At 61.3% G+C, this 23,235-nt stretch carries 21 protein-coding genes; 12 read left to right on the top strand and 9 right to left on the bottom strand.

Annotated elements, in window-relative coordinates:
* Positions 1-16: 16 nt before the first annotated feature.
* Positions 17-583, bottom strand: coding sequence for a phosphate-starvation-inducible PsiE family protein (locus tag KFO72_RS18790; RefSeq protein WP_060605251.1), 567 nt, complete (start codon positions 581-583; stop codon positions 17-19).
* A 416-nt stretch (positions 584-999) separates the two neighbouring features.
* On the opposite strand from KFO72_RS18790, the gene KFO72_RS18785 reads away from it, so the two are divergent.
* From KFO72_RS18785 to KFO72_RS18770, 4 genes are all read left to right on the top strand, one after another.
* Complete coding sequence (locus tag KFO72_RS18785; protein ID WP_035997538.1) at positions 1,000-1,242, top strand: hypothetical protein; 243 nt, start codon at positions 1,000-1,002, stop codon at positions 1,240-1,242.
* 27 nt (positions 1,243-1,269) lie between these two features.
* Positions 1,270-1,509 carry a DUF6566 family protein gene (locus KFO72_RS18780; protein ID WP_054933604.1) on the top strand — a complete coding sequence of 80 codons (240 nt, stop codon included), beginning with the start codon at positions 1,270-1,272 and terminating at the stop codon, positions 1,507-1,509.
* Between the two features lie 188 nt (positions 1,510-1,697).
* A complete protein-coding gene (locus KFO72_RS18775; protein ID WP_054933603.1) occupies positions 1,698-2,933 on the top strand; it encodes an NAD(P)/FAD-dependent oxidoreductase in 1,236 nt (411 codons plus the stop codon).
* A 58-nt stretch (positions 2,934-2,991) separates the two neighbouring features.
* On the top strand, positions 2,992-3,264 hold the full coding sequence (locus tag KFO72_RS18770) for a UBP-type zinc finger domain-containing protein (RefSeq protein WP_036001599.1): 273 nt from the start codon (positions 2,992-2,994) through the stop codon (positions 3,262-3,264).
* A gap of 51 nt (positions 3,265-3,315) precedes the next feature.
* On the opposite strand, the gene KFO72_RS18765 is transcribed toward KFO72_RS18770, so the two are convergent.
* The 3 genes from KFO72_RS18765 to KFO72_RS18755 form a co-directional block, all read right to left on the bottom strand.
* Positions 3,316-6,153 (bottom strand): ATP-dependent Clp protease ATP-binding subunit, encoded by a 2,838-nt coding sequence (locus tag KFO72_RS18765; protein WP_263627708.1) that lies wholly within the window; start codon positions 6,151-6,153, stop codon positions 3,316-3,318.
* Positions 6,154-6,526: 373 nt separating this feature from the next.
* Positions 6,527-7,156, bottom strand: a complete 630-nt coding sequence (locus tag KFO72_RS18760) for an Hsp20/alpha crystallin family protein (RefSeq protein ID WP_036001602.1) — start codon at positions 7,154-7,156, stop codon at positions 6,527-6,529.
* A 109-nt stretch (positions 7,157-7,265) separates the two neighbouring features.
* Complete coding sequence (locus tag KFO72_RS18755; protein ID WP_054933601.1) at positions 7,266-7,841, bottom strand: HdeD family acid-resistance protein; 576 nt, start codon at positions 7,839-7,841, stop codon at positions 7,266-7,268.
* Between the two features lie 608 nt (positions 7,842-8,449).
* On the opposite strand from KFO72_RS18755, the gene KFO72_RS18750 reads away from it, so the two are divergent.
* The 5 genes from KFO72_RS18750 (at position 8,450) to KFO72_RS18730 (ending at position 12,044) form a co-directional block, all read left to right on the top strand.
* Entirely contained in the window at positions 8,450-9,058 is a 609-nt protein-coding gene (locus KFO72_RS18750) for a helix-turn-helix domain-containing protein (protein WP_225032740.1), read from the top strand.
* Positions 9,059-9,418: 360 nt separating this feature from the next.
* Positions 9,419-9,949, top strand: coding sequence for a DUF1269 domain-containing protein (locus KFO72_RS18745; protein WP_035997555.1), 531 nt, complete (start codon positions 9,419-9,421; stop codon positions 9,947-9,949).
* Between the two features lie 160 nt (positions 9,950-10,109).
* On the top strand, positions 10,110-10,319 hold the full coding sequence (locus KFO72_RS18740) for a hypothetical protein (protein WP_225032739.1): 210 nt from the start codon (positions 10,110-10,112) through the stop codon (positions 10,317-10,319).
* 65 nt (positions 10,320-10,384) lie between these two features.
* Positions 10,385-11,599, top strand: coding sequence for an alkene reductase (locus tag KFO72_RS18735; RefSeq protein WP_082433996.1), 1,215 nt, complete (start codon positions 10,385-10,387; stop codon positions 11,597-11,599).
* A 1-nt stretch (position 11,600) separates the two neighbouring features.
* Entirely contained in the window at positions 11,601-12,044 is a 444-nt protein-coding gene (locus KFO72_RS18730; RefSeq protein WP_318248509.1) for a host attachment protein, read from the top strand.
* Positions 12,045-12,107: 63 nt separating this feature from the next.
* On the opposite strand, the gene KFO72_RS18725 is transcribed toward KFO72_RS18730, so the two are convergent.
* Genes KFO72_RS18725 through KFO72_RS18715 form a run of 3 tightly spaced genes read right to left on the bottom strand, consistent with a single transcriptional unit; the run spans position 12,108 to position 15,146 of the window.
* Positions 12,108-13,016: an amidohydrolase family protein gene (locus tag KFO72_RS18725; RefSeq protein WP_225032738.1), complete on the bottom strand. Its 909-nt coding sequence runs from the start codon at positions 13,014-13,016 to the stop codon at positions 12,108-12,110.
* 52 nt (positions 13,017-13,068) lie between these two features.
* The gene (locus KFO72_RS18720) at positions 13,069-14,364 is read right to left on the bottom strand and encodes an MFS transporter (RefSeq protein WP_225032737.1); all 1,296 of its coding nucleotides are present in this window, start codon (positions 14,362-14,364) and stop codon (positions 13,069-13,071) included.
* 59 nt (positions 14,365-14,423) lie between these two features.
* Positions 14,424-15,146, bottom strand: coding sequence for a GntR family transcriptional regulator (locus KFO72_RS18715; protein WP_054933623.1), 723 nt, complete (start codon positions 15,144-15,146; stop codon positions 14,424-14,426).
* 222 nt (positions 15,147-15,368) lie between these two features.
* Between KFO72_RS18715 and KFO72_RS18710 the strand changes: the two genes are divergently transcribed.
* Positions 15,369-16,616, top strand: coding sequence for an MFS transporter (locus KFO72_RS18710; RefSeq protein WP_263627710.1), 1,248 nt, complete (start codon positions 15,369-15,371; stop codon positions 16,614-16,616).
* 68 nt (positions 16,617-16,684) lie between these two features.
* Here the strand turns inward: KFO72_RS18710 and KFO72_RS18705 are convergent, their stop codons facing one another.
* On the bottom strand, positions 16,685-18,316 hold the full coding sequence (locus tag KFO72_RS18705; protein ID WP_225032735.1) for an amino acid ABC transporter permease/ATP-binding protein: 1,632 nt from the start codon (positions 18,314-18,316) through the stop codon (positions 16,685-16,687).
* The gene (locus tag KFO72_RS18700) at positions 18,316-19,245 is read right to left on the bottom strand and encodes an ABC transporter substrate-binding protein (RefSeq protein WP_060605239.1); all 930 of its coding nucleotides are present in this window, start codon (positions 19,243-19,245) and stop codon (positions 18,316-18,318) included. Before KFO72_RS18700 ends, KFO72_RS18705 begins: the two co-directional genes overlap by 1 nt.
* A gap of 386 nt (positions 19,246-19,631) precedes the next feature.
* Between KFO72_RS18700 and KFO72_RS18695 the strand changes: the two genes are divergently transcribed.
* Both KFO72_RS18695 and KFO72_RS18690 read left to right on the top strand, forming a co-directional pair.
* Positions 19,632-20,663, top strand: a complete 1,032-nt coding sequence (locus KFO72_RS18695; RefSeq protein WP_062917114.1) for an acetamidase/formamidase family protein — start codon at positions 19,632-19,634, stop codon at positions 20,661-20,663.
* 137 nt (positions 20,664-20,800) lie between these two features.
* Positions 20,801-23,176: an acetamidase/formamidase family protein gene (locus tag KFO72_RS18690; protein ID WP_062917115.1), complete on the top strand. Its 2,376-nt coding sequence runs from the start codon at positions 20,801-20,803 to the stop codon at positions 23,174-23,176.
* Positions 23,177-23,235 lie beyond the last annotated feature (59 nt).

Raw genomic sequence — 23,235 nt, 5'->3', positions numbered from 1 at the left:
AGCGCGGCGACCCTGATCATTTGTCGGGTTGGCCGCCTTCGCGGGGCAGTCCCCGTTGCTGCCGCTGCGTATGCACCGCGGGATCACGCTCTGCTTGCGCGGCCGTCACCGCGTCGACCGGGTCATCACGCTGCCGCATCAGCCAGTAGACGCTCCCCAGTGCCACCAGCGCAAACGCAAGCGCCGCGATCTGGGCGGGCGCACTGGCCGGATCGAGAATGATGAATTTGCGGGCAATAGCCAGCAGCGCAACCAGAAGCACCGTTTTGACCTGCACGATGTGATCGCGCCGCGCCATCACGCGCGTAATCGAATGCTTGAATTCCATCGCGATCAGCAGCGTCATGACCATCCCGAAGATGGTCTGATACACCGCGTGATCCAGCGGGTTCAGCGCGTCCGAAACCAGCAACGAAATCACCGCGTGAATCAACTGCCAGAGCGACACGAGGATAATGATGGAAATCACGACGCTCAGCACATGCGCGACAAGCTGCTCGAATCGTTCATAAAAGGTGAGCATGTCCCACTGCAGACGCAACGCATCGATATCCCTGCGTAACCAGCTTTTCTTACTTTCCATGATTTGACTCCCGGAGAGCCGTCGTTGCGCCGCGAGCGCATTGCGCGTGCATGGAGTGCACATGCGCCATGCACAGTCCATTCACGAGTCGCGTATGCACATGCTACTGTTTTTCGCGTTTGTGCGGCTTCTTTGTGGATAGCTGCTCAAAGCGACACGGGCTGACCAGGAGAGGATCGGGCCCTCGTGGCCCTTGTTGCCTTTGTTGCCCTTGTGCCCTTTCGCATCGTTCCGATCAGCAGCTTTGCGGCGCGCCTTCCGTTGATGCTGTTCACAAAAGCGCGCGCTAATCCGTGCATCTCGGGATTAGCGACTAAACTTGAAGCGTCGTCGGTGCATGCGCACGCAGCAGGCACGTATGCGCCATTCAGTGAATTCAGTCACGATTGGAACGTGCAATCGAAGGAGCCAGACCGATGCCGAAGACCGTTCGAACCGCCGAGCAGATCCGCGACGAACTGCAGAACCGCGTGACGAAAATCGCCGCTGATGTGCCGGGAGCTTTGCGGGTGCGCATACCGCTACCAGAGCGGCATCCGCCCGACGCATCCGGCCGCAACTGGAACATGGTGCCGCTCAATGACCTCGGCGTAGATTGCGCACATTATGTCCAGAAGGCGATCGAAGACATGCGCAGCGAGTTCGTGCTTCCAGATTGACGCCTTCATACGAAACGGGAGCCGGTCATGCAAACGCACGTGTTTGAGCATCGAGGCTACGAGATCGCGGTACACCCGGAGCGGAATGCATACGGCGCGTGGCAGGCGACCGTGAGTGTGCGCCATGCCGATAGCCGCGTGGCCGAATTCCGTCCGGAGACGATTCAGCCGGAATGGCTTACGCAGGAGGAGGCGGTCCGCGATGGCATCGAATGGGGCATGCGTTTTGTCGATCGCAAGCTGGACGAGTCGCACGACCTGATGTGATCGAACGATCAGCGGAAAGGGGACAAAACCTGGCAGTTTCGCGAAAGACACCCGCCTCCGATGCGCTTATAGTGGTTGAGTACGGCCAAGCGCCGATATCCTGGCGATACCTCGGCGCGGCCGGCTGCTCGTGAAGCGCGAGAATACGATGCAAAGTCGTGACGTCCTCAACAGTGGATAGCATATTCATGGTCAGGATCTATGGACGCATGCGCAGCGCACAGGGCTACGCGATACGCGACTTCCTGCATCGCAGCGACATACCGTTCGAGTGGATCGAACTGGGCAGCGATAAGGAAGCTGAGGACCTGGCGCACGTGCAGCATCTTTCCGATTCGCGCCTGCCCGTCTGCGTTTTCCACGACGGCACGCGGCTCGAATGTCCGACCATCAGGCAAATCACCGAGAAGCTCGGCTGGTTTGCGAGTCCCTCTCGTGAAGCCTACGATCTTGCGATTTACGGCGCAGGACCGGCGGGATTGAGCGCCGCAGTGTACGGCGCATCGGAAGGGCTGCATACCGTACTGGTGGAGCGCTGGGCATTGGGCGGTCAGGCAGGCAGCAGTTCGAAGATCGAGAACTATCTCGGCTTTCCACAGGGCCTGAGCGGCGCGGAACTCGCTGAACGGGCACGCGACCAGGCCGTCAAATTCGGCGCTGAAATCCTGCTGGCGCGCGCTGGCGTGCACGCGGAGTTTCCGCCCGGCCAGGGCATCGTATATCTGGAAGACGGCACGCGTATCACGGCGCGCACCTCCATCTGCGCGACGGGCGTGGCATATCGCACGCTAGGCCTCGCGGGTGAAGAGCGCTTTCTCGGCGCAGGCCTCTATTACGGCGCCGGCGCCAGCGAGGCTGCGTTGATCCACGGCGAAGACGTGTATGTGGTGGGCGGAGGCAATTCGGCGGGACAAGCCGCCATGCACTTTTCGCAGTCCGCCAATCGCGTCTATATGCTCGTCCGTGACGCATCGCTCAAGAACACGTTGTCACGATACCTGGCGGATCGCATTACATCGGCGTCGAACATCGAGGTGTGCACGTGCACCGAAGTTACCGCGCTTGCTGGCGACGACGTGTTGCAGGAGATAACGCTGACCGATGTGCGAACCACCCAGTCCCGCAGGGCAAAAACGCATTGGCTATTCGTCTGCATTGGCGGCGTGCCGCAGACGGAATGGGCACAGGAGGTCGGCGTCGTTCGCGATGAAGGCGGCTATCTCGTGACCGGGCCCGATCTGCAGGAATATCGGGCGAACCTGAACTGGCCTCTCGAACGCGCGCCACTGCATCTGGAAACGAGTGTGCCCGGCGTATTCGCAGCGGGCGATGTGCGTCACGCATCGATCAAGCGCGTAGCGTCGGCTGTCGGCGAGGGGGCAATGGCTGTGGCACTGGTGCATCGCTATCTGAATAGCAGCTGAGCGCGAGCGCAACCTTGATCCCCGCGCGTCTGCGCACACCTGTCCGAGGAGCACGATGATGACCGCCGGTTGCACGCACCTGGGCCAAGCCCGCATACTCAACACGTCCATCGACTATTGCGAGGACTGCGTGAAGCTCGGCCAGCCGTGGGTACATTTGCGGCTTTGCCTTTCTTGCGGACACGTCGGCTGTTGCGATTCGTCGCCCAACCGGCATGCGAGCAAGCATTTTCACGCGACCGGTCATCCGCTGGTCAGGTCAATCGAACCCGGCGAAACGTGGATCTGGTGCTATCGCGACGAGATCGTGGCCGGTGAACTTGAATCGTGAGGGCGGCGCCCCCGCGCGGGCGGGGGCGTCGCATTCCTGATGGCGCCAGCATCACGCATGTGCCGGTGCCTGCGTTGACGCGTCGCTGCGCGCTTCTGCTTCTGTGGGCGATGCTCCTTTCTGCACACGCACAGAACGCGTCCCCGAGTCGTAGGTCATGGTGACCTTGTCGCCATCGCGCACGTCGCCTCGCAACATCGCATCGGCGAGTTGCGATTCCACCTCAAGACGGATCTTGCGTTTGAGCATCCGCGCGCCGAACTCGGGGTCATAGCCGATCTGTGCAAGATGATCGCGCAACGCGTCGTCGAACGACAGATCGATGTTTTGGGCCAGCGCGGTACGCCGTACGCGTGCAAGTTGCAGGTCGACGATACGGCGAATCTGCTCCTTGCCCAGCGCATGGAACACGACGACTTCATCGACCCGGTTCAGAAACTCGGGCCTGAAATGATGCCGCAGCATTTCCATCAAGCGGTCACGCAGTTCAGGGTAGCCGAGCTGCTTCGAGTCGGCCTTCATGTTGTCCTGGATCAGTTGCGAGCCGATATTGCTGGTCGCGATGATGATCGTGTTGGTGAAATCGACCAGACGTCCCTTGCCGTCGGTGAGCCGCCCTTCGTCGAACAGTTGCAGCAGAATGTTGTGCACCTCCGAGTTCGCCTTCTCGATCTCGTCGAGCAACACCACGCAATATGGCCTGCGCCGCACTCGCTCGGTGAGTTGCCCGCCTTCCTCGTAGCCGACGTATCCGGGGGGCGCCCCAACCAGCCGCGCCACCGTATGACGCTCGGAATACTCGCTCATGTCGATGCGCACCAGCGCGTTCTCGTCGCCGAACACGGAAGCGGCCAGCGCCTTCGCGAGTTCGGTTTTACCCACACCCGTAGGCCCGAGGAAGAGGAAGCTCGCAGTCGGCTTGCCGGCTTCCGTCAAACCGGCACGCGAAAGCCGCACCGCTTTGGCCACTGCGGAGACGGCTTCATCCTGTCCGACTACGCGTTCCTTCAGATGGTCTTCCAGTCGCAACAGCCTTTCACGGTCTTCGGCCGTGAGTTCGGCTACCGGTACGCCCGTGAGGGACGATACGATTTGCGCAATGTCTTCCGCCGTCACTTCCTGCGAACTGGTGCCGCGCTCCTTCTTCCATGTTTCAGTGGCTTCATGCAGGCGTTGTTGTTCCGCGACGAGCTGTCCTTCCAGTTCCTTGGCCTTATCGAATTGCTTTGCAGCGCTGGCCGCGTCCTGTTCCTGCCTGATGCGGCGAATGCTCGCCTCGACGTCGTGCAATGGTTGCGGACGCGAATTCGACGAAATGCGCACGCGGGCGGCGGCCTGATCGAGCAAGTCGATTGCCTTGTCTGGCAAAAAGCGTGCGGCGATGTAGCGATCCGAAAGTTTTGCCGCTGCAGCGATCGCCTCTTCGGTAATTTTCACCTTGTGATGTGCTTCGAGCCGGTCGCGCAGGCCGCGCAGGATCTCGATCGTTTCCTCGACGCTAGGCTCAGGCACCGTCACGGGCTGAAAGCGCCGTTCCAATGCCGAGTCCTTTTCAATGTATTTCTGGTATTCGTTCAAGGTGGTCGCACCCACGAGGTGCAACTCACCGCGAGCGAGCGCAGGCTTGAAGACATTGCCGATATCGAGGCCGCCTTCGCCGCCGCCCTGGCCCGCGCCGACAATCGTATGCAGTTCGTCGATAAAAACAACGAGGCGGTCCTGGTTCTCGATGATCTCATCCAGTACCTGCTTGACGCGCTCCTCGAACTCGCCACGATACTTCGCGCCAGCCACCACGCTATTGATATTCAGTTCGACCACGCGCTTGCCGCGCAGCACTTCCGGCACCTGATCCTGAGCAATGCGCTGCGCCAGACCTTCGACGATAGCGGTCTTACCCACGCCGGGTTCGCCGATCAGCACGGGATTGTTCTTGCGCCGCCGCGCGAGCACTTCAATGGTCGTTTCGATTTCCTTGTCGCGGCCGATCACCGGATCGAGCTTGCCCTGGCGCGCAAGCGCGCTGAGATCGCGCGCGTACTTGTCGAGCGTGGGCGTGGTGGAACGGCCTTCCACCTTGCCGTCTTCGGCACCCTTGCCGACCACGTTGACTGCTTTTTGCCGCAGCGATTGCGGCGACAGCCCGAGCTTGCGCAGCAATTCACCTGCAAAGCCGTCTTCTTCCTCGACGAGCCCAATCAGGATGTGCTCGGGTCCGACATAGCTGTGACCCAGTTCCAGCGACGCCTTCAACGCATTTTCCAGCGCACTCTTCGCGCGCGGCGACACGCCGATCTGCTCGTTGTCGCTGGGCTCCTTGCGGGTGCCGCGCGGCGCGCTCTGGTCGATGGTCTTCTTGATCTCTTCAGAATCAAGCTTGAATTCGCGCAGGATTTCCTGCACCACATTGTTATCGGCAAGCGCCAGCAACAGGTGTTCCGTATCGACTTCGTTCTTGCCATATTCGACCGCGGCTTGGGCTGCCGCTTGCAGGCGGTCCAGACCGCTCTGGCTCAGGTACGTCTGCAGGTCCACCGCTTCACGCGCCCGGCGATGCCGGCGTGTACGGCCGCCTGGCTGTGCGCCTGCTGAATCGCCCGTCTGTCCGCTGCCGGCCGCTGCACCCTTATTTGCGCCGCCGGATTGTCCAGCCGAGGGCCCGGTGAACCGGGTACCTCGGCCGCTTTCCATCTGCGGCCACATGTCGTCGAACAGACTGTCGAACAATCCGCCATGAAAGAGGGACTCGAGCGGCGACAGGTGGCGCTGATTGCGCGTCATGAACTCCATGTAGTGCTCATTGCACAGCATCAGCTGACGGCGCTGACCGTTTTCGGTGATCGTGATCTGTGAGGTTGCGGGCCTTCCACAGACGCTGCACTCAGCCATGATGATCTCCTTTTCGTCCGTGCGGAAATTGCTTCCCGCGCGGCTATCGGGTGGGTGAAAAATACCTGTTCCGCTATTTGTTCCGCTGTTTGTTCGGCTACCTGTTCCGGGCTCGCCTTGTTCGCGTGCCGGGCTCGCGCTGCACTCGAAGCGATTCAGGCGAATCCCATCGTTCTTCGTCGCGTCGGCCAGCGCACTGATTCATCGTGCAGTACCAACAGCGGAAGGCAATGCAACGTGTCCTCTCCAATGGATATGCGTCGGGTCATCATGCAAGGTATAACGCCCCAGCAGGTTGTCGCGTCGCCGGCGGGCAGACGGGCGCGCACAACTCGCGCCGTCAAGCCGACCAGTTCCACGCTGACGGATCGTGTCATTTGATCTCAATGCGCCGTTTCGCTGCCGGTTCTCCGGCCGCTTTGGGGACGCGCAGCGTCAGCACGCCGTTTTCAAATCTGGCCTCTGCCCGGTCGAGATCGATGCCCGCGGGCAGTGGGACTGCGCGCTGAAAATGTCCGAACGACCGCTCGACCCGATAGCATCCCTGTTCTTCGCGCGTCGATTCGAAGCGCTTGTCGCCGCTCACGATCAACATGTCGTCTATCACTTCGAGTTCGACGTCGTCACGGTTCATGCCCGGCAACTCGGCGACGACACGCAGTGCGTCGCCTTCGTCGGTGACGTCGATCCGCGGTTGAAACTCGCTCGCGCTGAAGTCGCCGAACCAGCTTCCGAGCGGTCCACGACCTCCGAACGGATCGCGGATCAATTCGGTTAGCAGATGAATCGGGTCAGGCAGCGGCCAGCTGGCAGTCGCAAGTGATACGGGCGCAGCACCGAATTCCATCGGCGCCCCGTTACCCGTTTGTGTGCCAGTCTGTTGCGCGTTTTGCTGGGCGCCTTGCTGACCGGTGCGCGGCGCGTCGGCGCGGCCGGATGCGCCTTTTTGCGCGTGCGAGCGCAAAAACCGGAACGGGTTCCATTTGTCGAGATCCAGAGCCATATGATTCTCCTTACGTGAGGTGCGCCAGTGCCAGACCTGTGGCAGGACCTGGCGCAGCATCACCCGCGGGTTTCACTGTGTAACCCACGAGCGCCCGTGAGCGATGCATTCACGGATGCAATGGTGCGTGTGTCTGGCTGGTCAGGTCGTCATGGCGCCAGGCACGCGCAGTGATGCCGATTACGACTAGCAGCGCGCCCGTGAACAACGCATACACGGCGATCAGCCAGACGAGCGCTAGTGCGCCGGCGCCCGGAAAGAGCAACACGAAGATGCCGAAAAGCACGGACAGTACACCTGTCACCACTAGCATCCACGCATTGCGCAGGCGCCGGTGCAGACGCGTTGCTGCGATCAGATCCAACACGCCGGTGATAATCGCGTTCGCGCCGATTACGGCGACCAGCACGAGGGCGGTAATGCCCGGGACCAACGCGGCAATCACGCCGGCGCCGACACTGCAGATGCCGAGCAGCAAGGGCACCCACCAGCTGCCGTGCGTCGCCCGGTAGCGGATGGCCGCGACAATGGCGACAACGCCGCTGGCAATCGCATACACACTAAAGAGGGCGATGAGCAGAAGAAGAGTAAGACCGGGCCAGAATAACGCCAGTGTGCCGAACAACAGCGCTACTGTGCCGCGCAGAATGAGCATCCACCAAGCGCGCCCAAGCAGTTCATCCATGCAGGACTCCACGTGTACGTCAGGTGATGAGCTTCAGTCTAGGCTCCATGCATCTGCCGTTCTTTCGCGTTTCTGCCATGCTTTTCGCGATTCTGTGTTCGTAAGGTTTTGCCGAGCCTGAACTTCTGCCCGCGCGTGCGCGCACATCGCTTGCGACGCGTGGTCTTTGACGCAAAGCGCGTGAGCACGCCGACTCGAGTCTGAAGGATGTGTAGGTTTGAATCCCGCTACCACCGGTCGCGCATCGCCTGAGCAGCGCAGGGACAGCTCAACAGCGGTCCAACGGCGCGAGGTCGCTTCTGCCCAAATGACTAATACATCTTAAGCACCGCTGAACTACGGCATAAGCTTTCGATAAGCCCAAGGTGGAAAAGAGAATCCTGACTATGATGAACCAGGCTACGAGATTGGCCACGGCTCGCGGATTACGATGCCAACCGATGCATGTCGCTTTTACCGACCGCGGACGGACTTTGATGCCTGGATTTCAGCTTGTTGTACCGACAGGCCCCACCGTTGTGCGCGCCGCCGGCTGCGACGACCTCGGCAGGAGTCACTCTATCCTGATAGGTGCACCTTTTACCGCAGTTATCCCCACGATGGCGAGGTTGGACACGATCGCGGACAGCGCTCCCAACGGATGGGTTATCGCGCTCGAATCAGGCGTACTTGGGCAAGTCTCGCAAGAGGCGTTTTGCGCGGTCCCGAAATGGTCTACGTCCTGGGACCCCTTCCTGCGCGAGACCGTGGATACATTGGGCGCCTTGCATAATGCGGATCTCATCGACGCCGCCTGCGCCGACGCGTTTGCCGATGTCATCTCGATGCACATTGCCTTACGCTACGGACACTGTGCTGGTTCGGCACAGCCGGACTCGCCACTTACGCGTCGAATGCTGACTCGCATTCACCTCTTCATTCATGAGCACATAGCCGAAGCCATTTTAGTCGAGCAACTCGCAGCGCTGGTGCACATGAGTGCCTCGAACTTCGCACGCGTTTTCAAAACAGCGACAGGTAACCCGCCCCATCTGTACGTGACCCTCGAACGAGTGAAGTTTGCGAGGACGATGTTGTGCGAGGACACGCTTCCCCTGGTTGAGGTTGCCGCGCACGCCGGTTTCCAGACCCAGCAGCATTTCACCGACGTGTTTCATCGATATACGGGTATGACGCCTCGCACATTCCGGCTTGCCCACCGAAACGTTGGTGGTTAGTCATTTTCTGGAAAGCGCATCCTCGATCTCGTGTTTGAGTTCTTCGAGCTTGCCCTTCGGCTTGATCTCGTTCGTCACGTTCACATCCGAAAGCCGCGCAGCCGAAGCTGCAGATATCCGACACGTCCTGCAGGAACGAGGAAGACGTGCAAGCCGCAAGAATCTAGTCTTGATGCCATCGTCGTCGCGTCGATGGCCCCGTTAAAGTCCCAGGGTGTGCGCCGGGCGGCATATGCGAGGTTGGCTGGCACCGCAACTGCTTCGCGGCGCGGTCGACGGGCTCGCGGGCGGCGCTGAGCCCGACTCAATCATGCTGCGCAAGAGCCTTGGTTTATTCCCGGAGAATAGAGGAGAAAATCGATGAGCGATCTAGTCGTTGTAAGTTTCAAAGGCGAAGAGACAGCCGACCAGGTGTTGACCAAACTCCGACAGATGCAAAAGGAACATCTGATTGATCTGGAGGATGCCTGCGTCGTGGTCCGTAGCGCGAAGGGCAAGGTACACCTCAAGCAGGCCGTCGATCTCGTCAGGATCGGCGCTGTCAGTGGCGCGGCCTGGGGTGGTCTATTTGGTGGTCTGGTTGGGCTGATGCTGCTCAATCCCCTCGCCGGGCTGGCAACGGGCATGGCCATTGGCGCTGGCACGGGCGCATTGTCGGGCGCGCTCTCGGACTATGGAATCGACGACGATTTCATGCGTTCGACGGGCCAGAACATTGAGCCGGGTTCGTCGGCGCTGTTCATCCTCGTGCGTCGCGTGAATTTCGACAAGGTCCTGCCGGAGCTGAAGCCTTTCGGTGGGAAGGTATTAAAGACATCACTCACGAACGATCAGGAAGAACGCCTGAGAAAGGCGCTAGAGAGCATGAACAGCAGTGATACGACAGCGTAAGCATCGCAGCCCTGCGTCAGGGTTGCGATCTTGAATACTGTTGAAGTTCGCATTTGGGCCGGATCGGCACCCTGATAATTCAAGCGGATTATTCGACGTGGACGTCGATCACGTCGACGCGCAGTTCGACATTGAAGCTGGTTCCCTTATGGAGCGCTATATGACAAAGGCAAGTTGCGTCGACGTCCAGAAGCCGAATATCGCGGCGCACGAAGCGCCGATGACCCCGGATGAACAACTCGACGAAGCGCTCGAAGAGACCTTTCCTGCGAGCGACCCAATCGCCGTTCACCCCGAACCCGAACAACCTGCGAAGACGCAAACTCAGTCGTCGTCGGTACCAGGCGGCAACATTTTCGATGTGATCTGACGCCGACAAACTGACGCGTCTATGGCAGGACTTTTCGGGCCGAATCAAAGACACAAGGAGCGAATATGCCAGAGACGGAAATCGCACCCGGGGACGCCGGGCAGCGCGACGAGAAAGTCCCGCTGCGCAAGCTCTTCGAGCCCGTAAAAGTCGGCCCCTACACCCTGCGGCATCGTGTCGTGATGGCGCCCCTGACGCGTTCGCGCGCGAGCCGACCAGGCAATATACCGTCGCAGCTCAACGCCTGCTATTACGAGCAGCGCGCAGGGGCCGCGCTCATCATCAGCGAGGCGACGCAGGTGTCGATGCAGGGACAGGGCTATGCATGGACGCCTGGCATCCATAGTCGTGAGCAGGTCGAAGGCTGGCGGCGGGTGGCGGACGCCGTGCACCAGGCGGGCGGGTTGATGTTCATGCAGTTGTGGCACGTAGGACGCATATCGCACCCGTCGTTGCAGCCCGATGAAATGCTGCCCGTTGCGCCCTCTGCTGTTCTGCCGAAAGCGGAGGCGTTCATCGAGAACGAGCGCGGCGAAGGTGTCCTCGCACCCTGCGTCACGCCTCGCGCGCTGCAGGTCGAAGAGATGCCGTATCTCGCGCGCCAGTACTTCAGAGGTGCTCGCAACGCAAAGGCTGCCGGTATGGACGGCGTCGAAGTGCACGCAGCGAACGGGTATCTGCTCGATCAGTTTCTGTTGTCCGGCACGAACCGCCGCACGGACGAATACGGCGGATCGAGCGAGCGTCGGGCCAGGCTGCTATTCGAGGTGATCGAAACGGTTTGCGAAGTATGGGGACCGGAAAAGGTCGGCGTCCGGCTGTCCCCTCTCGGCACCTTCAACGACATGCATGATGACGATCCCGAGGCGACCTTTTCTTACGTCATCGAGAAGCTCAATCGATACGGGCTGGCTTATTTGCACATCGTGAATCCCGCGCTGGCGGCGACCGGTGAGGATGCCGCTTTCATGGAGCGCGCGAAACGCATGAGCGAGATGGTACGCCGCACGTATCGTGGCGTGTTGATGGTTGCGGGCGGGTTCGACGGCGGCAGTGCGGAAAGATGGCTCGAGGACGGCAACGCGGACCTGATCGCGTTCGGACGCTTGTTCATCGCCAATCCCGACCTCCCGCAACGCTTGCGGTCGCGCGCTCCACTCAATTCGCCGGATCCGTCCACGTTCTACGGAGGCGGCGAGCGGGGCTATACCGATTATCCATCGCTCGCGCAGGAGCGAGGGGAGGCCCCACGGTCCGTTGTCGATGGGCGTTGGAGATAGCGTGTTGCTGACCGGCGAGCTCGCCAGCGTAACGCGACGATTGGCGGCGCCCGCCGGGCCAGCGACCAATCACACTGAGAGGCGCATCATGGCTGTCAATACTTGGGTTGTCGTTGCCGACGGCAGCCGCGCAAGGATCTTCGAGACACCGGGACTCAAACTGGATTTGCGGGAAATCGAAGACATCGTCAATGTCGTCGCTGGTGGACAGGCGCTAAGCGAGAAAGATCGCGAAAAATTCGCCAAGACCGTCGCCGACTACATCGAACAGGGGCGTCTTCATCAGCGGTATCAGCGATTGCGGCTTGCCGTCGAGCCGAAGTTTCTCGGGATGCTGCGCGCACGTTTGAGCGAGGAGACGCGTCGCCTGATTTTCGAAGAGATTGACGAAGATCTCTCGGCTCTCGATGCGCACGCAATTCAAGCGCACCTGCAAAGACATTAACGGCACTTTGTCTGTGCCGCCACTGCCACAGGAAGTTCGCGCGAATGCTTTCAGGAAGGCGTTTTAGCCAACCTTCCCTTGTAGTGCGCCAGGGGAATCACACTTCTCGAACATATAAAGTCTTGCAGGTGTGTCTGCCAGGACAACCTTTCGCTCTTCGTCAACGGGAAGCAGCGCCCGCAGGAGTGCGAGCGCGTGAGCAAAACTCTCGTCCGCTTCGAACTGCGTGTGCGGCCAGTCGCTGCCCCACATCAGGCGATGCAGGCCGAAGGCCGCTTTCAGAAGACGGAAGGCCTCGTGCGCGTCATCGTCATTCGGGCGAAGCTGGCGCCGGTTCCGATATGCCGCCGATATCTTCACCCACACGCGCCGCGTCTCCGCCAGTTCCAGAAGACGGCGAAAGCCCGCGTCACGTATGCCGCTATCGGGATCGGGCCGGCCGAAATGATCGACGACGACATTCACGCCAGCGTCCAGAAGCGGCTCGACGATGCGTGGCAGCCGCGCAGCTTCCGCATGCACTTCGACATGCCATTTCAGCGCACGAACATGCGCGAGCGTTTGCGCGCTCACCCAGCTGTCGAGCGACAGATCCGCATGCCCGATCAGGTTTAGCCGAATCCCTGCAATGCCCGCCCTTGCCATCTCCGTGAGCGCGTCGATATGGCAATCGCGCTCGATCACCGCGACGCCGCGCAGCCGCTGCGGCGCGCGGCGCAGCGCATCGAGCAGATAGCTGCAATCGGTGCCGAGAAAGCTGGGCTGCACCAGCACGCCGTGCGATACGCCGTGCGTATCCAGTTGCGCAAGATAGGCGTCGAGCGGGGCATCGTAGCTGGGCGCATAGCGTCGCTGCCGGACGAGCGGCAAGCCTCGCTCGAATACATGAGCATGGGTATCGACAGATGCGATGCGGGCCGGACGATACGCCGTCTGCCCGTGGCTCGCGCCCGTCGCCGACTTCTCCATCATGAACATTCCTTCATCACAGGTGCTGCGCGGTTGCGCGCCAGCGCTCCGCGCATCAATGCCTTTGCGCGTGGGAGAGCGCGCCGGTGTGTTCCGGATCGAGCGCGGCTTCGCCAAGCGCGCGGCCGCGTGTCTCCGGCAACATAAGCACGGACAGCACGACAATCGCGTAGGCGAGACCCGCATCGATGCCGATCGCCGTCCCGAGCGACATATTTGCAGACATATGCCCGACGAGCACCGGAAATCCCGCCGATACGACACGACCGAAGTTGTAGCAGAACCCCACGCCCGTGCCGCGCATGCCGCGCGGATACAACTCGTTGAACAACGCGCCCATGCTCGCCGGAATGCCGGCTGCAAAAAAACCGAGCGGAAATCCGAAGAACAGCATCGCGGTATTACCGAGCGGAAGAAACAGATAGGCAGTCACCGTAATCACGCAGCAGATCGCGAACGTGAGAATGGTCTTGCGGCGTCCGATCCGATCCAGCAGCTGCGCACTCACGAGGCACCCGCAGAAGAACGCGACGATTACGACGGCGAGATAGCCGCCCGTGCTTAGCACCGACAGGTGGCGCTCGCTCTTGAGAAAGGTCGGCAGCCAGGTCATCAGCGCGTAGTAGCCGCCGTGCGCGCCAACGCCAAGCAGTGCGCCGATCATCGTCATGCGCAGCACTTGCGGAGAAAAGATGCCGGCGACGCCGCCAGGCGTGCGCTCCTGTTGACGCGCGCGCGCGTCGCGCACCGCGTGCGCGGGTGCAGCGGGCTCCTGCACGCCGCGCCGGACGTACAGAATCAGCAGCGCGGGAACGATGCCGATCCCGAACATCACACGCCACGCAGTATCGCCAGGCAGCAACGAGAACATCAACGCATAGAGCAGCACTGCCGCGCCCCAACCGACGGCCCATGCGCTCTGCACGCTGCCCATCGCCTTGCCGCGATGTTCGTTGCGGATCGTCTCGGCCATCAGCACGGCGCCCGCGGCCCATTCTCCGCCGAAGCCAAACCCCTGCAGCGTCTTCAGCACCAGAAACTGCGGATAATTCTGCGCAAACGCGCACAGGAACGTGAACACTGAAAAAAACGCGACGGTCCATTGCAGTGTCTTCACGCGTCCCAGCCGGTCCGACAGCATTCCCGCGATCCAGCCGCCCAGCGCCGACGCCACCAGCGTGACGCCGCTGACAAGTCCCGCTTGCGTGCGGTTGATCGACCATTCGGCGATGATCGCCGGAATCACGAGGCTGAACATCTGCACGTCGAGCGAATCGAGCGCCCATCCGCCGAAGCACGCCCAGAACGTCCGGCGTTCGTTACCTGAGATCTCGCTGAACCATTTGAACATCGCTGTCTCCTGGGTCGCCGTTCCTGCGTGGGGACGACGTATTTGTTAAGGCGCGACCGCTAGCGGATCTCGGCCTGATAGATGAATTCGCTGGCGGGCCCGCGCGAGCGGCGCCATTCGAGCGGCTGCCTGTCATAGCCGTACGCAAGACGCTCGATGACGACAGCCGGCGTACCCGGCTCGATGTGCAACAACCGCGCATGCAACGGGCCAATCGCTTCGACGGTCAGTGTTTCCGTGGCGGACGCCACGACCTGATTGCACTGCGCCTCGTACACCGGGTACAGCAGGTCACCCACGTCATTCAGGTCCATCTGCGCAAACGCGGCAAAGCGTACGTAGGGCAGCCAGATTTCTTCGGCGAGCATCGGCACGCCGTCGATCAACCGCAGGCGCGACATCTGGATCACGCGCGCACTGTTCGAAATTTGCAGAATCGCGGCAACGGCCGACGGTGCGTCGACGACCTCGCGGCGCAAGATGCGGCTCTCCGGAATGCGCCGTTCGCCCTGCCGTGTCTGGAAGCGGAAGAAACGGAACAACGAACTGTCGAAGCTCGCGCGTCGCACGAACGTCCCCCTGCCCTGGAAGCGCTCCAGCAAGCCTTCCGCGACGAGCAGATCGACGGCCTTGCGAACCGTCCCGACAGCGACGTCGTAGCTGCTGGCGAGCGCCTGCTCGGTGGGGATCGCTTCACCCGGCCGCCAATGGCGGGCCGCGATCAGGGCAACCATTTCGTCGCGCAGACGCTGGTAACGGGGCAACCGGTCCTCGGCAGGCATTTTCGTCTCCATCAAATTCATATATATGATTTCACATGCACGGTCGATGATGGATCGGTAATAACCCGTAAACGCACGTATTTGTGCACGTTTCGGGTTTCCACGCATTGTTGCAAACGCCGATTCAACAAAACATATATATGAATTCTTAAACGGAGATTGATTGTGAGCCAAACTCTGGTTGCCGAGCAGGCAGTCGTGAAAAAAGTTGCCTGGCGGCTCATGCCGCTGTTGATCGTGATGTTCCTGATCGCGTTCATCGACCGGCAGAACGTCGGCTTTGCCAAGCTGCAGATGGTGCACGCGCTGGGGATGTCGGAAGCGTCGTATGGTCTGGGCGCGTCGCTGTTCTTTATCGGCTACCTGATCTTCGAGGTGCCGAGCACGCTTGCGCTACATCGTTTCGGCGCGCGCCTGTGGCTCGCGCGCATCATGGCGACCTGGGGCGCCATCACCGTGGCGATGGCGTTCACGCATTCGACGGGACTGTTCTATGTGTTCCGGTTTGCACTGGGTGTCGCCGAAGCTGGCTTCTATCCGGGCGTGATCTTCTATCTGACGCTCTGGTTTCCGCAGAGTCATCGGACGCGCATGCTCGGCTTTTTCACCTTGGGCAGCGCGCTTGCCAACATGCTCGGCTCGCTCGCGGGTGGCTTGCTGTTGTCGCTGGACGGCAACCTCGGTCTCGCCGGCTGGCAATGGGTGTTTGTCGCAACGGGGATACCTGCCGTCCTCGTCGCACTCGTTGCGTTGCGCTTCCTGCCTGAGTCCGTCGAACGCGCGCCGTTCCTGTCGGACGACGAGAAAGCCCTGATGATCGCGGCACTCCGGCGCGAGGCGCCGGCGCAAGCGGCCGCCGGGCATCCGTGGCGGGCGCTCGTCGACAAACGCGTGCTGATGTTCGCGTGCGGCTACATGCTGATGTCCACTTCGCTTTACGGCGTGACGTACTGGCTGCCGACGCTGCTGAAAAGCGGCGGCGTCTCGCATTCGTCGCTCAACGGCCTGCTCAACATGATTCCGTGGATGCTCTCCGCGCTGCTTCTGCTGTGGCTGCCCGCGAAGCTGAAACGCGAGGGCGTGGTACTCAAGGCGATGGCGATGGTGGCAGGCGTCGGCGTGATCGGCTTCGCGCTCAGTCTCGTGCTGCCGGGCCTGCCGCTGCAATTTGCCGCGCTCGTGCTGGGCGGGGCATGCATTCCGCTGCTCTATCCGTGCTTCTGGTCGCTGCCGCCGCGATACTTCACAGGCGCCCGTGCTGCGGCGAGCATCGCGGCGATCAATTCGATCGGCAATCTTGGCGGCTTTTTCGCGCAGAACCTGATGCCCTATATCGGCAAGGTCGCGGGCAACGCGAGCGCCCCGATGCTGGTGCCCGTCGTCTGTCTGACGCTGCTCGGCATGGGCATGTCGATCGCATCTGCGCGAAGCAGCGCAGGCGAGCGCGTGCGGCTTGCGCCGCGGCAGTGACAAATGATTGCTGCAAGGCACGCGCGACTGACCACCGGGTTGATGCTTGCGACGAAGCGCTACCGCGCCTATGACGCGACTTCGAACCCACTGTCAGCGCCCATCACGCTCAGAAAGCGACTCGTCAAAGGATGCCTCGGATGCGTGAGCACATCGTGCGCAGGTCCCTCTTCGACGACCATGCCGCCGCTCATAAAGACGACGCGATCGGCAACCTGATCGGCGAAACGCAATTGATGGGTGGAGATGATCATGGTCAGTCCGTCTTCGATCGCGAGCCGCTGGATCACGTCTAGCACCTCGCCGACGAGCTCCGGGTCTAGGGCGGACGTCGGTTCATCGAGCAGCAGCACGCGAGGATTGGGAGCCAGCGCGCGGGCGATCGCAACACGCTGTTGCTGCCCGCCAGAAAGATGGCGCGGCAACGCGTGGGCGCGATGACTGAGACCGACGCGTTCGAGCAACTCGTGTGCGCGGCGCTCCGCGTCGGCGGGCTCCATGCCATGCACCCACCGCAAAGGCCCCGCGATGTTCTCGCACGCGCTCAGGTGACTGAACAGATTGAAGTGCTGAAACACCATGCCGACGCCGATGCTCGCGCGCTCGTTCGCGATGTCGTGCTGCGTCATTGGCCGGCCGTCGGCGCGAAAGCCAACGCGCCTTCCGTCAATGCGGATTTCGCCCGCGTCCCAGTGTTCGAGGTGGTTGATGCAGCGGAGCAGCGTGCTCTTGCCTGAGCCGCTCGGCCCGAGCACCACGACGACTTCACCGAAGCGAACCGTCAGGTCGAATCCATCAAGCACTGTCTGCTTGCCGTACTGTTTGCGCAAGGCGCTCACCTGCACCGCTGCGCCCTGCCGGGCAAGTTCCGCCTGGCGCTTTACATGTTCCGCCCGCCTGTACGCCCGTCTGCGCGTGGGCGGGCCGCTCCCGCGAAGCAGATCGGCAGTGAGCGGCTCGGGCTGCGGCGCCGCTCGCGCGCCAGCCGCTGTATCTTCCGCCACAACGGCACGGCGCCACGGCCATACACGCGCGACCCTCCCGGAAACGGGGCGATCGAGATCGAGCGCGGCTTCCGCGATCAACTGGATTACGGCAACCGCCCCCGTCAGGATCAGGTACATCAGCCCGGATGCGAAGAAGATCGAGAAGAAGTCGAACGTCGACGAGGCGAGCTGCGTGCTGCGCAACGTCAGCTCATCGACGGCGATCACCGAGGCCAGCGATGAGTTCTTCAACGCGCTGACCGATTCGTTGCCAAGCGCCGGCACGATTGCACGGATTGCCTGCGGTGCGATCACGCGGCGCATCAGGACGGACGGTGTCATGCCAAGCGCCTGTCCTGCGAGCAGTTGGCCGCGTTCGACGCCGAGCACGCCCGCCCGCAGGATCTCCGCAATGAACGGTCCCTCGTTTGCTGCGAGCGCGAGACCGGCGGCGCCGATTGCACTCAGCTTCAGCCCGATATGTGGTAGCGCGTCATACGCGAAAACAAGTTGCAGGATGAGCGGCGTACCGCGGAAGATCACCGTATAACCGCGCGCGAGCGCCGCTAACGGGCCGACCCTGCTCAGCTGCATCGCTACGAGCACCAGCCCTACGACAACACCGCCGGCGAGCCCGAGGACCGTCACCGCGATCGTGAAGCCGATGCCGCGCAGCAGATACGGCAAGCCGAGATAATGCAGAAACAGTTCCATCAGTTCGACACGATCAGTTTGGGTGTTTCGAGATTTTCAGCGCCAAGCGACCACTTCTTCAGCAACTCAGCCTCGATGCCCGCCTTCTGGATCGCCACGAGCGCCGCCATCACGGCCGCGCGAAATTCCGGCTTGTCCTTCGGTACGGCGATGCCGACCGAGTACGGCAGCGTCACCGCGCTCGCCTTTTCGAGCTTGTCCGGATACGCCTTCACTGCCTGGTCCACCGTGTTCACGTCGTTGATGTACGTATCGGCGCGACCCGAGAGGATCGCCTGAATGCAGTTCGCGTTGTTGTCGTAAAGCTGTATCGCGGCCTCCTGCCTGTTGGCCGCCTTGCAGGCCGGCCCAAGATTCTGGATCAGAGGCACTTCGACATAACCGGTGTTTTCCGCGGCCGTGGTACCGCACATGGTCGGGTTGATTCCCGTGATCTTCTTCGGATTACCCTTTGCGACGAGAACGCCGTCGAACACCTTCGAGTAGGTGATAAAGTCCGCCGCCTTCGCGCGCTCTTCGGTCGCATAGATGTCGGAGATCACAATGTCAGCCTGACCGCTTTGCAGCGTCGTCAACAGCGCGGCGAACGTCACCGGCTTGTACGTCATCGTGAAGCCGAGGCAGTTGCCGATCGTCTCGCCGAGGTCTATATCAAAGCCGATGTATTTGCTGGGGTCGCTCGGATCCAGCGCTTCGTAGCCAGGTGTGTGGGGATTGATCGCGTTGACAAGCGACTTCCCCTTGAATTGCGGATACCGGGCCTGAAGCGCCTTGCACTCGGCGGGCGCGGCCGGTGCGGCGGCCTTTGCGTGGCCCGATATCAACAGTGCCAGCAAACAGACGGCGCCGATGACGAACTCGTGCCAGCGACGAAAGCCAATACCTTTGTCGAGCAAGCTAGGTCCGTGTTCAATGAGCTTGGTATGCATCCGGAAGACTCCCTTAGCGGCAGATGTCAATGGCCTACCCCATGTAAGCCTTGTTGCATCGCATCAGCGCAAGCGTAGGTGGAGGAAATTTCCCGGACTTGTCCCGGTGCGCACAAATCCTTGTACGGTGATGAAGGGGAAGTCTGCCTGCAGGGGGCGTCGGATTCGCGCGGCATTATTTGAACGAGGACGTGGCGCACGTGGAAGTTCACCGCATGGTTTCCGCCCGGACATCGCAAGACTCCCCAAGCGGAGTGACGCGAAGCAGATTCGTCCACGCACAAGCTTTTGTACGCAGTCAACCAAGTCTGTCAATTCTGTCGCCCGTACGATCGGTCATCAGTCGCGCCGCATCCATTGGACACTCTTACGGAGCTTTAGAAAGCATGCTTTACGACTTGCCTGCCATTCAGAAAAATGTTCATTGGGGATATTTCGATGCGGCGCTAGCGCCCGCGTTGATTGTCGATAGCGGCGACTTTATTCGCGCCGAAGCGATCACGCATCATGCAGGTGACGCACCTGACCTCATGATGGATGACAAGGTGCGTGCCCTCTACGACACGATTCCCGAGTCCGATCGCGCGCCTGGCGTGCATCTGATGACGGGTCCGATCTTCGTGCGCGACGCCAGACCCGGCGATCTGCTCGAAGTGCGCTATCTGCAAATGACCCCGCGCTTCAACTACGGCTCGAATCTCGCGGCGCACTGGGGCCATCTGTTCACCGATTTCGAGAAAGAGCGCGTCACGATCTACGAACTCGATCAGGCTTCAAACACGGCTCACGCGCTCTATGCGTATGACTATCCCGGCAAATATCTGGTGCCGGGCAAGCGTTCGGAGATTCGCGACTGCTGCCGCGAGCTCGCGCTTGATGGCATTCGCGTGCCCGTGCGCCCTCATCTGGGCACAGCAGGCGTCGCGCCCGATGTGGCGGGCCGTGTGAGCACCGTGCCGCCGGGTGCGCATGGCGGCAATATCGATAACTGGCGCATCGGCGCAGGTTCGACCATGTATTACCCGGTCGCCGTGGACGGCGGGTTGTTCTCGATTGGCGATCCGCATGTATCGCAAGGCGATGGCGAGATCAGCGGCACCGCGATCGAGGCATCGCTCAATGTAATGTTCCAGATCGTGCTGCGGCGCGACTTCGCGTTTCCCTCGCCGCTGCTGGAAACACCGGACTTCTGGATCGTCCACGGCTTCGATGAAGATCTCAACATCGCGACCAAAAACGCTTCACGCGATATGTTGTTGTTGCTCACCGAGCAGCAAGGCCTCTCGCGTGACGATGCGTATTCGCTGATGAGCGTCGCCGCGGATTTCTCCGTGACCCAGGTCGTCGACGGCCGTCAGGGCATTCACTGCAAGATCCCTCGCAGCGTCTTTCCTCCTAAGAAAAAGCCTCGCGTGTGAGCAGTGCGTGCGCGCGCGGTAACGGTGCATCCACGCACCGTTACCGCGCGCCGCAGCGCTAGCGGCGTCATTATCAATGGCACGGACATTGCCTTTGAATCATTCGGCTGACGTTCGTCAGCGTCCGGGAGCCCAGGTTGGACTTACTGCGTTTCACCACCGAGTCGTACGCCGAAAGAGATCGCCTGCGCGCATGGACCGAGGCGCTCGACCGGCTCGGGCTGCACTGCGGCGCGCCTCTTGTTGCCGGGCGCCCATTGCATGGAACCATTACGTCGCGCAGGTCGACGAGCGGCTTTGAGCTGATCGCGCTGGCCGCATTCGCGCAAACCATCGAGTTCAAGGTCGACGGCGCCGACAGTCTCATGATCGTGCTGCATCTCGACGGCGGCGCAACGCTCGTCGCCGACGGCGTGCGTGCGCGGATTGCAACCGGCGATATCATTTATGCGTCGTCGCGCGAGGAAGCCCACCTGGCGTACCCATCCGACTTCCGTGCGTTCGCCATCCGCGTGCCCCGATCCGCCATCAATGCACGCCTTCTTACACCATTCTCGCTACGTGCCGGGCGTTTGCCAGGCGAGGCCGGCATCGGTCACGTGTTCTCCGGCTTTCTGCGCTCGATTGCTGAAAGCGTGGAAACATTGACGCTCGACGAGTTGCGACCCCTCGAACTCGCGCTCGCGGAATTTCTGGTGGCCAGTCTCGCCGCTCACGACAAGGAAGGCAGTTTCAGCGGGCTCACGCCCTCTCAGGCCGCGATCTTCTCGCGAGTGTGCCGGACCATCGAGGGCAATCTCGCCAACCCCGATCTGGGGCTCACGTCCATAGCCAAAGAAGAGCGCGTCTCGCCGCGCTATTTGCAGAAGCTGTTCGAAGCGGTCGGACAGAATTTCTCGATCTACTTGCGCTCGCGCAGGCTGGAGCGCTGCCGCGCGGAGTTGGTGAATCCGCTGTATGAAAAGGTTTCGATTGCCGATGTCTGTTTCCGCTGGGGTTTCAACGATCCCGCGTATTTCAGCCGGGTGTTCCGCGAGCAATATGGCGCATCGCCGCGCACCTTTCGACACGAAGCGGGTCTCGAACTAGCACGCCATCTCGTGCGGCGAATCTCGCGCGGCTTGCCGGTGAATGCCGGGAGTTTGATCGTACATGCACAACTTGCCGGGCAGGCTACCGCTCACGAAGTTGCCGATGAGGCCGACTCTGCCGGGCAGCCCGAGGCCCCTGCGGCACAAGTACAGCGCGAGTCCGGCAAGCCGCGTCACCATCTGTTGCGTGCAACGGCCAACACCATACATTGGGGATACTTCAGTCACGATCTTAAGCCCGTGCTCGAAGTGAATAGCGGCGACACGGTAACGATCGAAACCCTCACGCAACACGCGGCGGACGACTGGGAGCGCATGGTGCAAGGCGATCCTGGCGCCGAAAGTGTGTTCCATTGGACGGCTGGGCGCAAGAACGTCAACCGCCGCGGCGCAGGGCCCATGGACGCGTCCATCTATGGACGCGGTGCGGGAGAAGGTATCGGCGTGCATATCTGCACAGGGCCGATCGCCGTGCGCGGCGCGGAACCGGGTGATGTCCTGGAAGTGCGCATAGTCGATATTCATCCGCGCGGCTGCGCCAATCCGAAATTCGCCGGCCGCGCGTTCGGCAGCAATGCCGCTGCGTGGTGGGGCTTTCACTATCGCGAGTTATTGACCGAACCGAAACCGCGCGAAGTCGTCACCATCTATGAAATCGACGACGCCGCCACCGCGGGCGAAACCGCCTACGCCCGTGCGGTCTACAACTTCCGCTGGACGCCTCAGCGTGATCCCTTTGGCGTGATGCATCCGACCATCGACTATCCCGGCGTGCCGGTCGATCATTCGACGGTCGTCGAGAATCACGACATCCTGAAGAATGTGAAAATCCCGGTGCGCCCACACTTCGGCGTGGTCACCGTCGCACCGCAGCAGGACGGTCTGATAGATTCGATTCCGCCGTCCACTTTCGGCGGCAATCTCGACAACTGGCGTGTAACGCGCGGCGCGAGCGTCTTCCTGCCAATCGGCGTACCCGGCGCGCTGCTCTCCGTTGGCGACCCGCATGCATCGCAAGGAGACTCGGAACTGTGCGGCACTGCGATCGAGTGTTCTCTTACGGGTGACTTCCAACTGGTGCTTCATAAGAGAGACACGTTAAGCGGACAACCGTTTGCAGACCTCACCTATCCACTCGTCGAAACCGCCGACGAATGGGTGCTTCACGGCTTCAGTTATCCAAACTATCTCGCCGAGTTTGGCGCGAACGCGCAAAGCGCGGTGTATGAAAAATCGACCCTCGACCTCGCGATGCGCGACGCGTTCATCAAAACACGGCGCTTCCTGATGACGACCAAAGGCCTGTCCGAAGATGAGGCGATCTCGCTGATCTCCGTAGCGGTCGACTTCGGCGTGACACAGGTAGTGGACGGCAACTGGGGCGTTCACGCGATCATCCGAAAAGCGCTGTTCAACTCGTGATGCAGCGCGTCTCATCTTCGATGCGCGTGCAGACAAGAGTTTGTTCGCAACAGGCTCGA

Origin of the sequence: Paraburkholderia sp. XV (assembly GCF_020177535.1) — a bacterium.
Lineage (GTDB): Bacteria > Pseudomonadota > Gammaproteobacteria > Burkholderiales > Burkholderiaceae > Paraburkholderia > Paraburkholderia caribensis.
Note: the sequence above shows the minus strand (reverse complement) of the source record. Positions and strands in the feature narration are given on the sequence as shown.

What these genes read in the sequence shown, in the direction of transcription:
- KFO72_RS18790 (WP_060605251.1), bottom strand. Translation starts at nt 583, where the DNA reads ATGGAAAGTAAGAAAAGCTGGTTACGCAGGGATATCGATGCGTTGCGT.
- KFO72_RS18785 (WP_035997538.1), top strand. Translation starts at nt 1,000, where the DNA reads ATGCCGAAGACCGTTCGAACCGCCGAGCAGATCCGCGACGAACTGCAG.
- KFO72_RS18780 (WP_054933604.1), top strand. Translation starts at nt 1,270, where the DNA reads ATGCAAACGCACGTGTTTGAGCATCGAGGCTACGAGATCGCGGTACAC.
- KFO72_RS18775 (WP_054933603.1), top strand. Translation starts at nt 1,698, where the DNA reads ATGGTCAGGATCTATGGACGCATGCGCAGCGCACAGGGCTACGCGATA.
- KFO72_RS18770 (WP_036001599.1), top strand. Translation starts at nt 2,992, where the DNA reads ATGACCGCCGGTTGCACGCACCTGGGCCAAGCCCGCATACTCAACACG.
- KFO72_RS18765 (WP_263627708.1), bottom strand. Translation starts at nt 6,153, where the DNA reads ATGGCTGAGTGCAGCGTCTGTGGAAGGCCCGCAACCTCACAGATCACG.
- KFO72_RS18760 (WP_036001602.1), bottom strand. Translation starts at nt 7,156, where the DNA reads ATGGCTCTGGATCTCGACAAATGGAACCCGTTCCGGTTTTTGCGCTCG.
- KFO72_RS18755 (WP_054933601.1), bottom strand. Translation starts at nt 7,841, where the DNA reads ATGGATGAACTGCTTGGGCGCGCTTGGTGGATGCTCATTCTGCGCGGC.
- KFO72_RS18745 (WP_035997555.1), top strand. Translation starts at nt 9,419, where the DNA reads ATGAGCGATCTAGTCGTTGTAAGTTTCAAAGGCGAAGAGACAGCCGAC.
- KFO72_RS18740 (WP_225032739.1), top strand. Translation starts at nt 10,110, where the DNA reads ATGACAAAGGCAAGTTGCGTCGACGTCCAGAAGCCGAATATCGCGGCG.
- KFO72_RS18735 (WP_082433996.1), top strand. Translation starts at nt 10,385, where the DNA reads ATGCCAGAGACGGAAATCGCACCCGGGGACGCCGGGCAGCGCGACGAG.
- KFO72_RS18725 (WP_225032738.1), bottom strand. Translation starts at nt 13,016, where the DNA reads ATGATGGAGAAGTCGGCGACGGGCGCGAGCCACGGGCAGACGGCGTAT.
- KFO72_RS18720 (WP_225032737.1), bottom strand. Translation starts at nt 14,364, where the DNA reads ATGTTCAAATGGTTCAGCGAGATCTCAGGTAACGAACGCCGGACGTTC.
- KFO72_RS18715 (WP_054933623.1), bottom strand. Translation starts at nt 15,146, where the DNA reads ATGCCTGCCGAGGACCGGTTGCCCCGTTACCAGCGTCTGCGCGACGAA.
- KFO72_RS18710 (WP_263627710.1), top strand. Translation starts at nt 15,369, where the DNA reads ATGCCGCTGTTGATCGTGATGTTCCTGATCGCGTTCATCGACCGGCAG.
- KFO72_RS18705 (WP_225032735.1), bottom strand. Translation starts at nt 18,316, where the DNA reads ATGGAACTGTTTCTGCATTATCTCGGCTTGCCGTATCTGCTGCGCGGC.
- KFO72_RS18700 (WP_060605239.1), bottom strand. Translation starts at nt 19,245, where the DNA reads ATGCATACCAAGCTCATTGAACACGGACCTAGCTTGCTCGACAAAGGT.
- KFO72_RS18695 (WP_062917114.1), top strand. Translation starts at nt 19,632, where the DNA reads ATGCTTTACGACTTGCCTGCCATTCAGAAAAATGTTCATTGGGGATAT.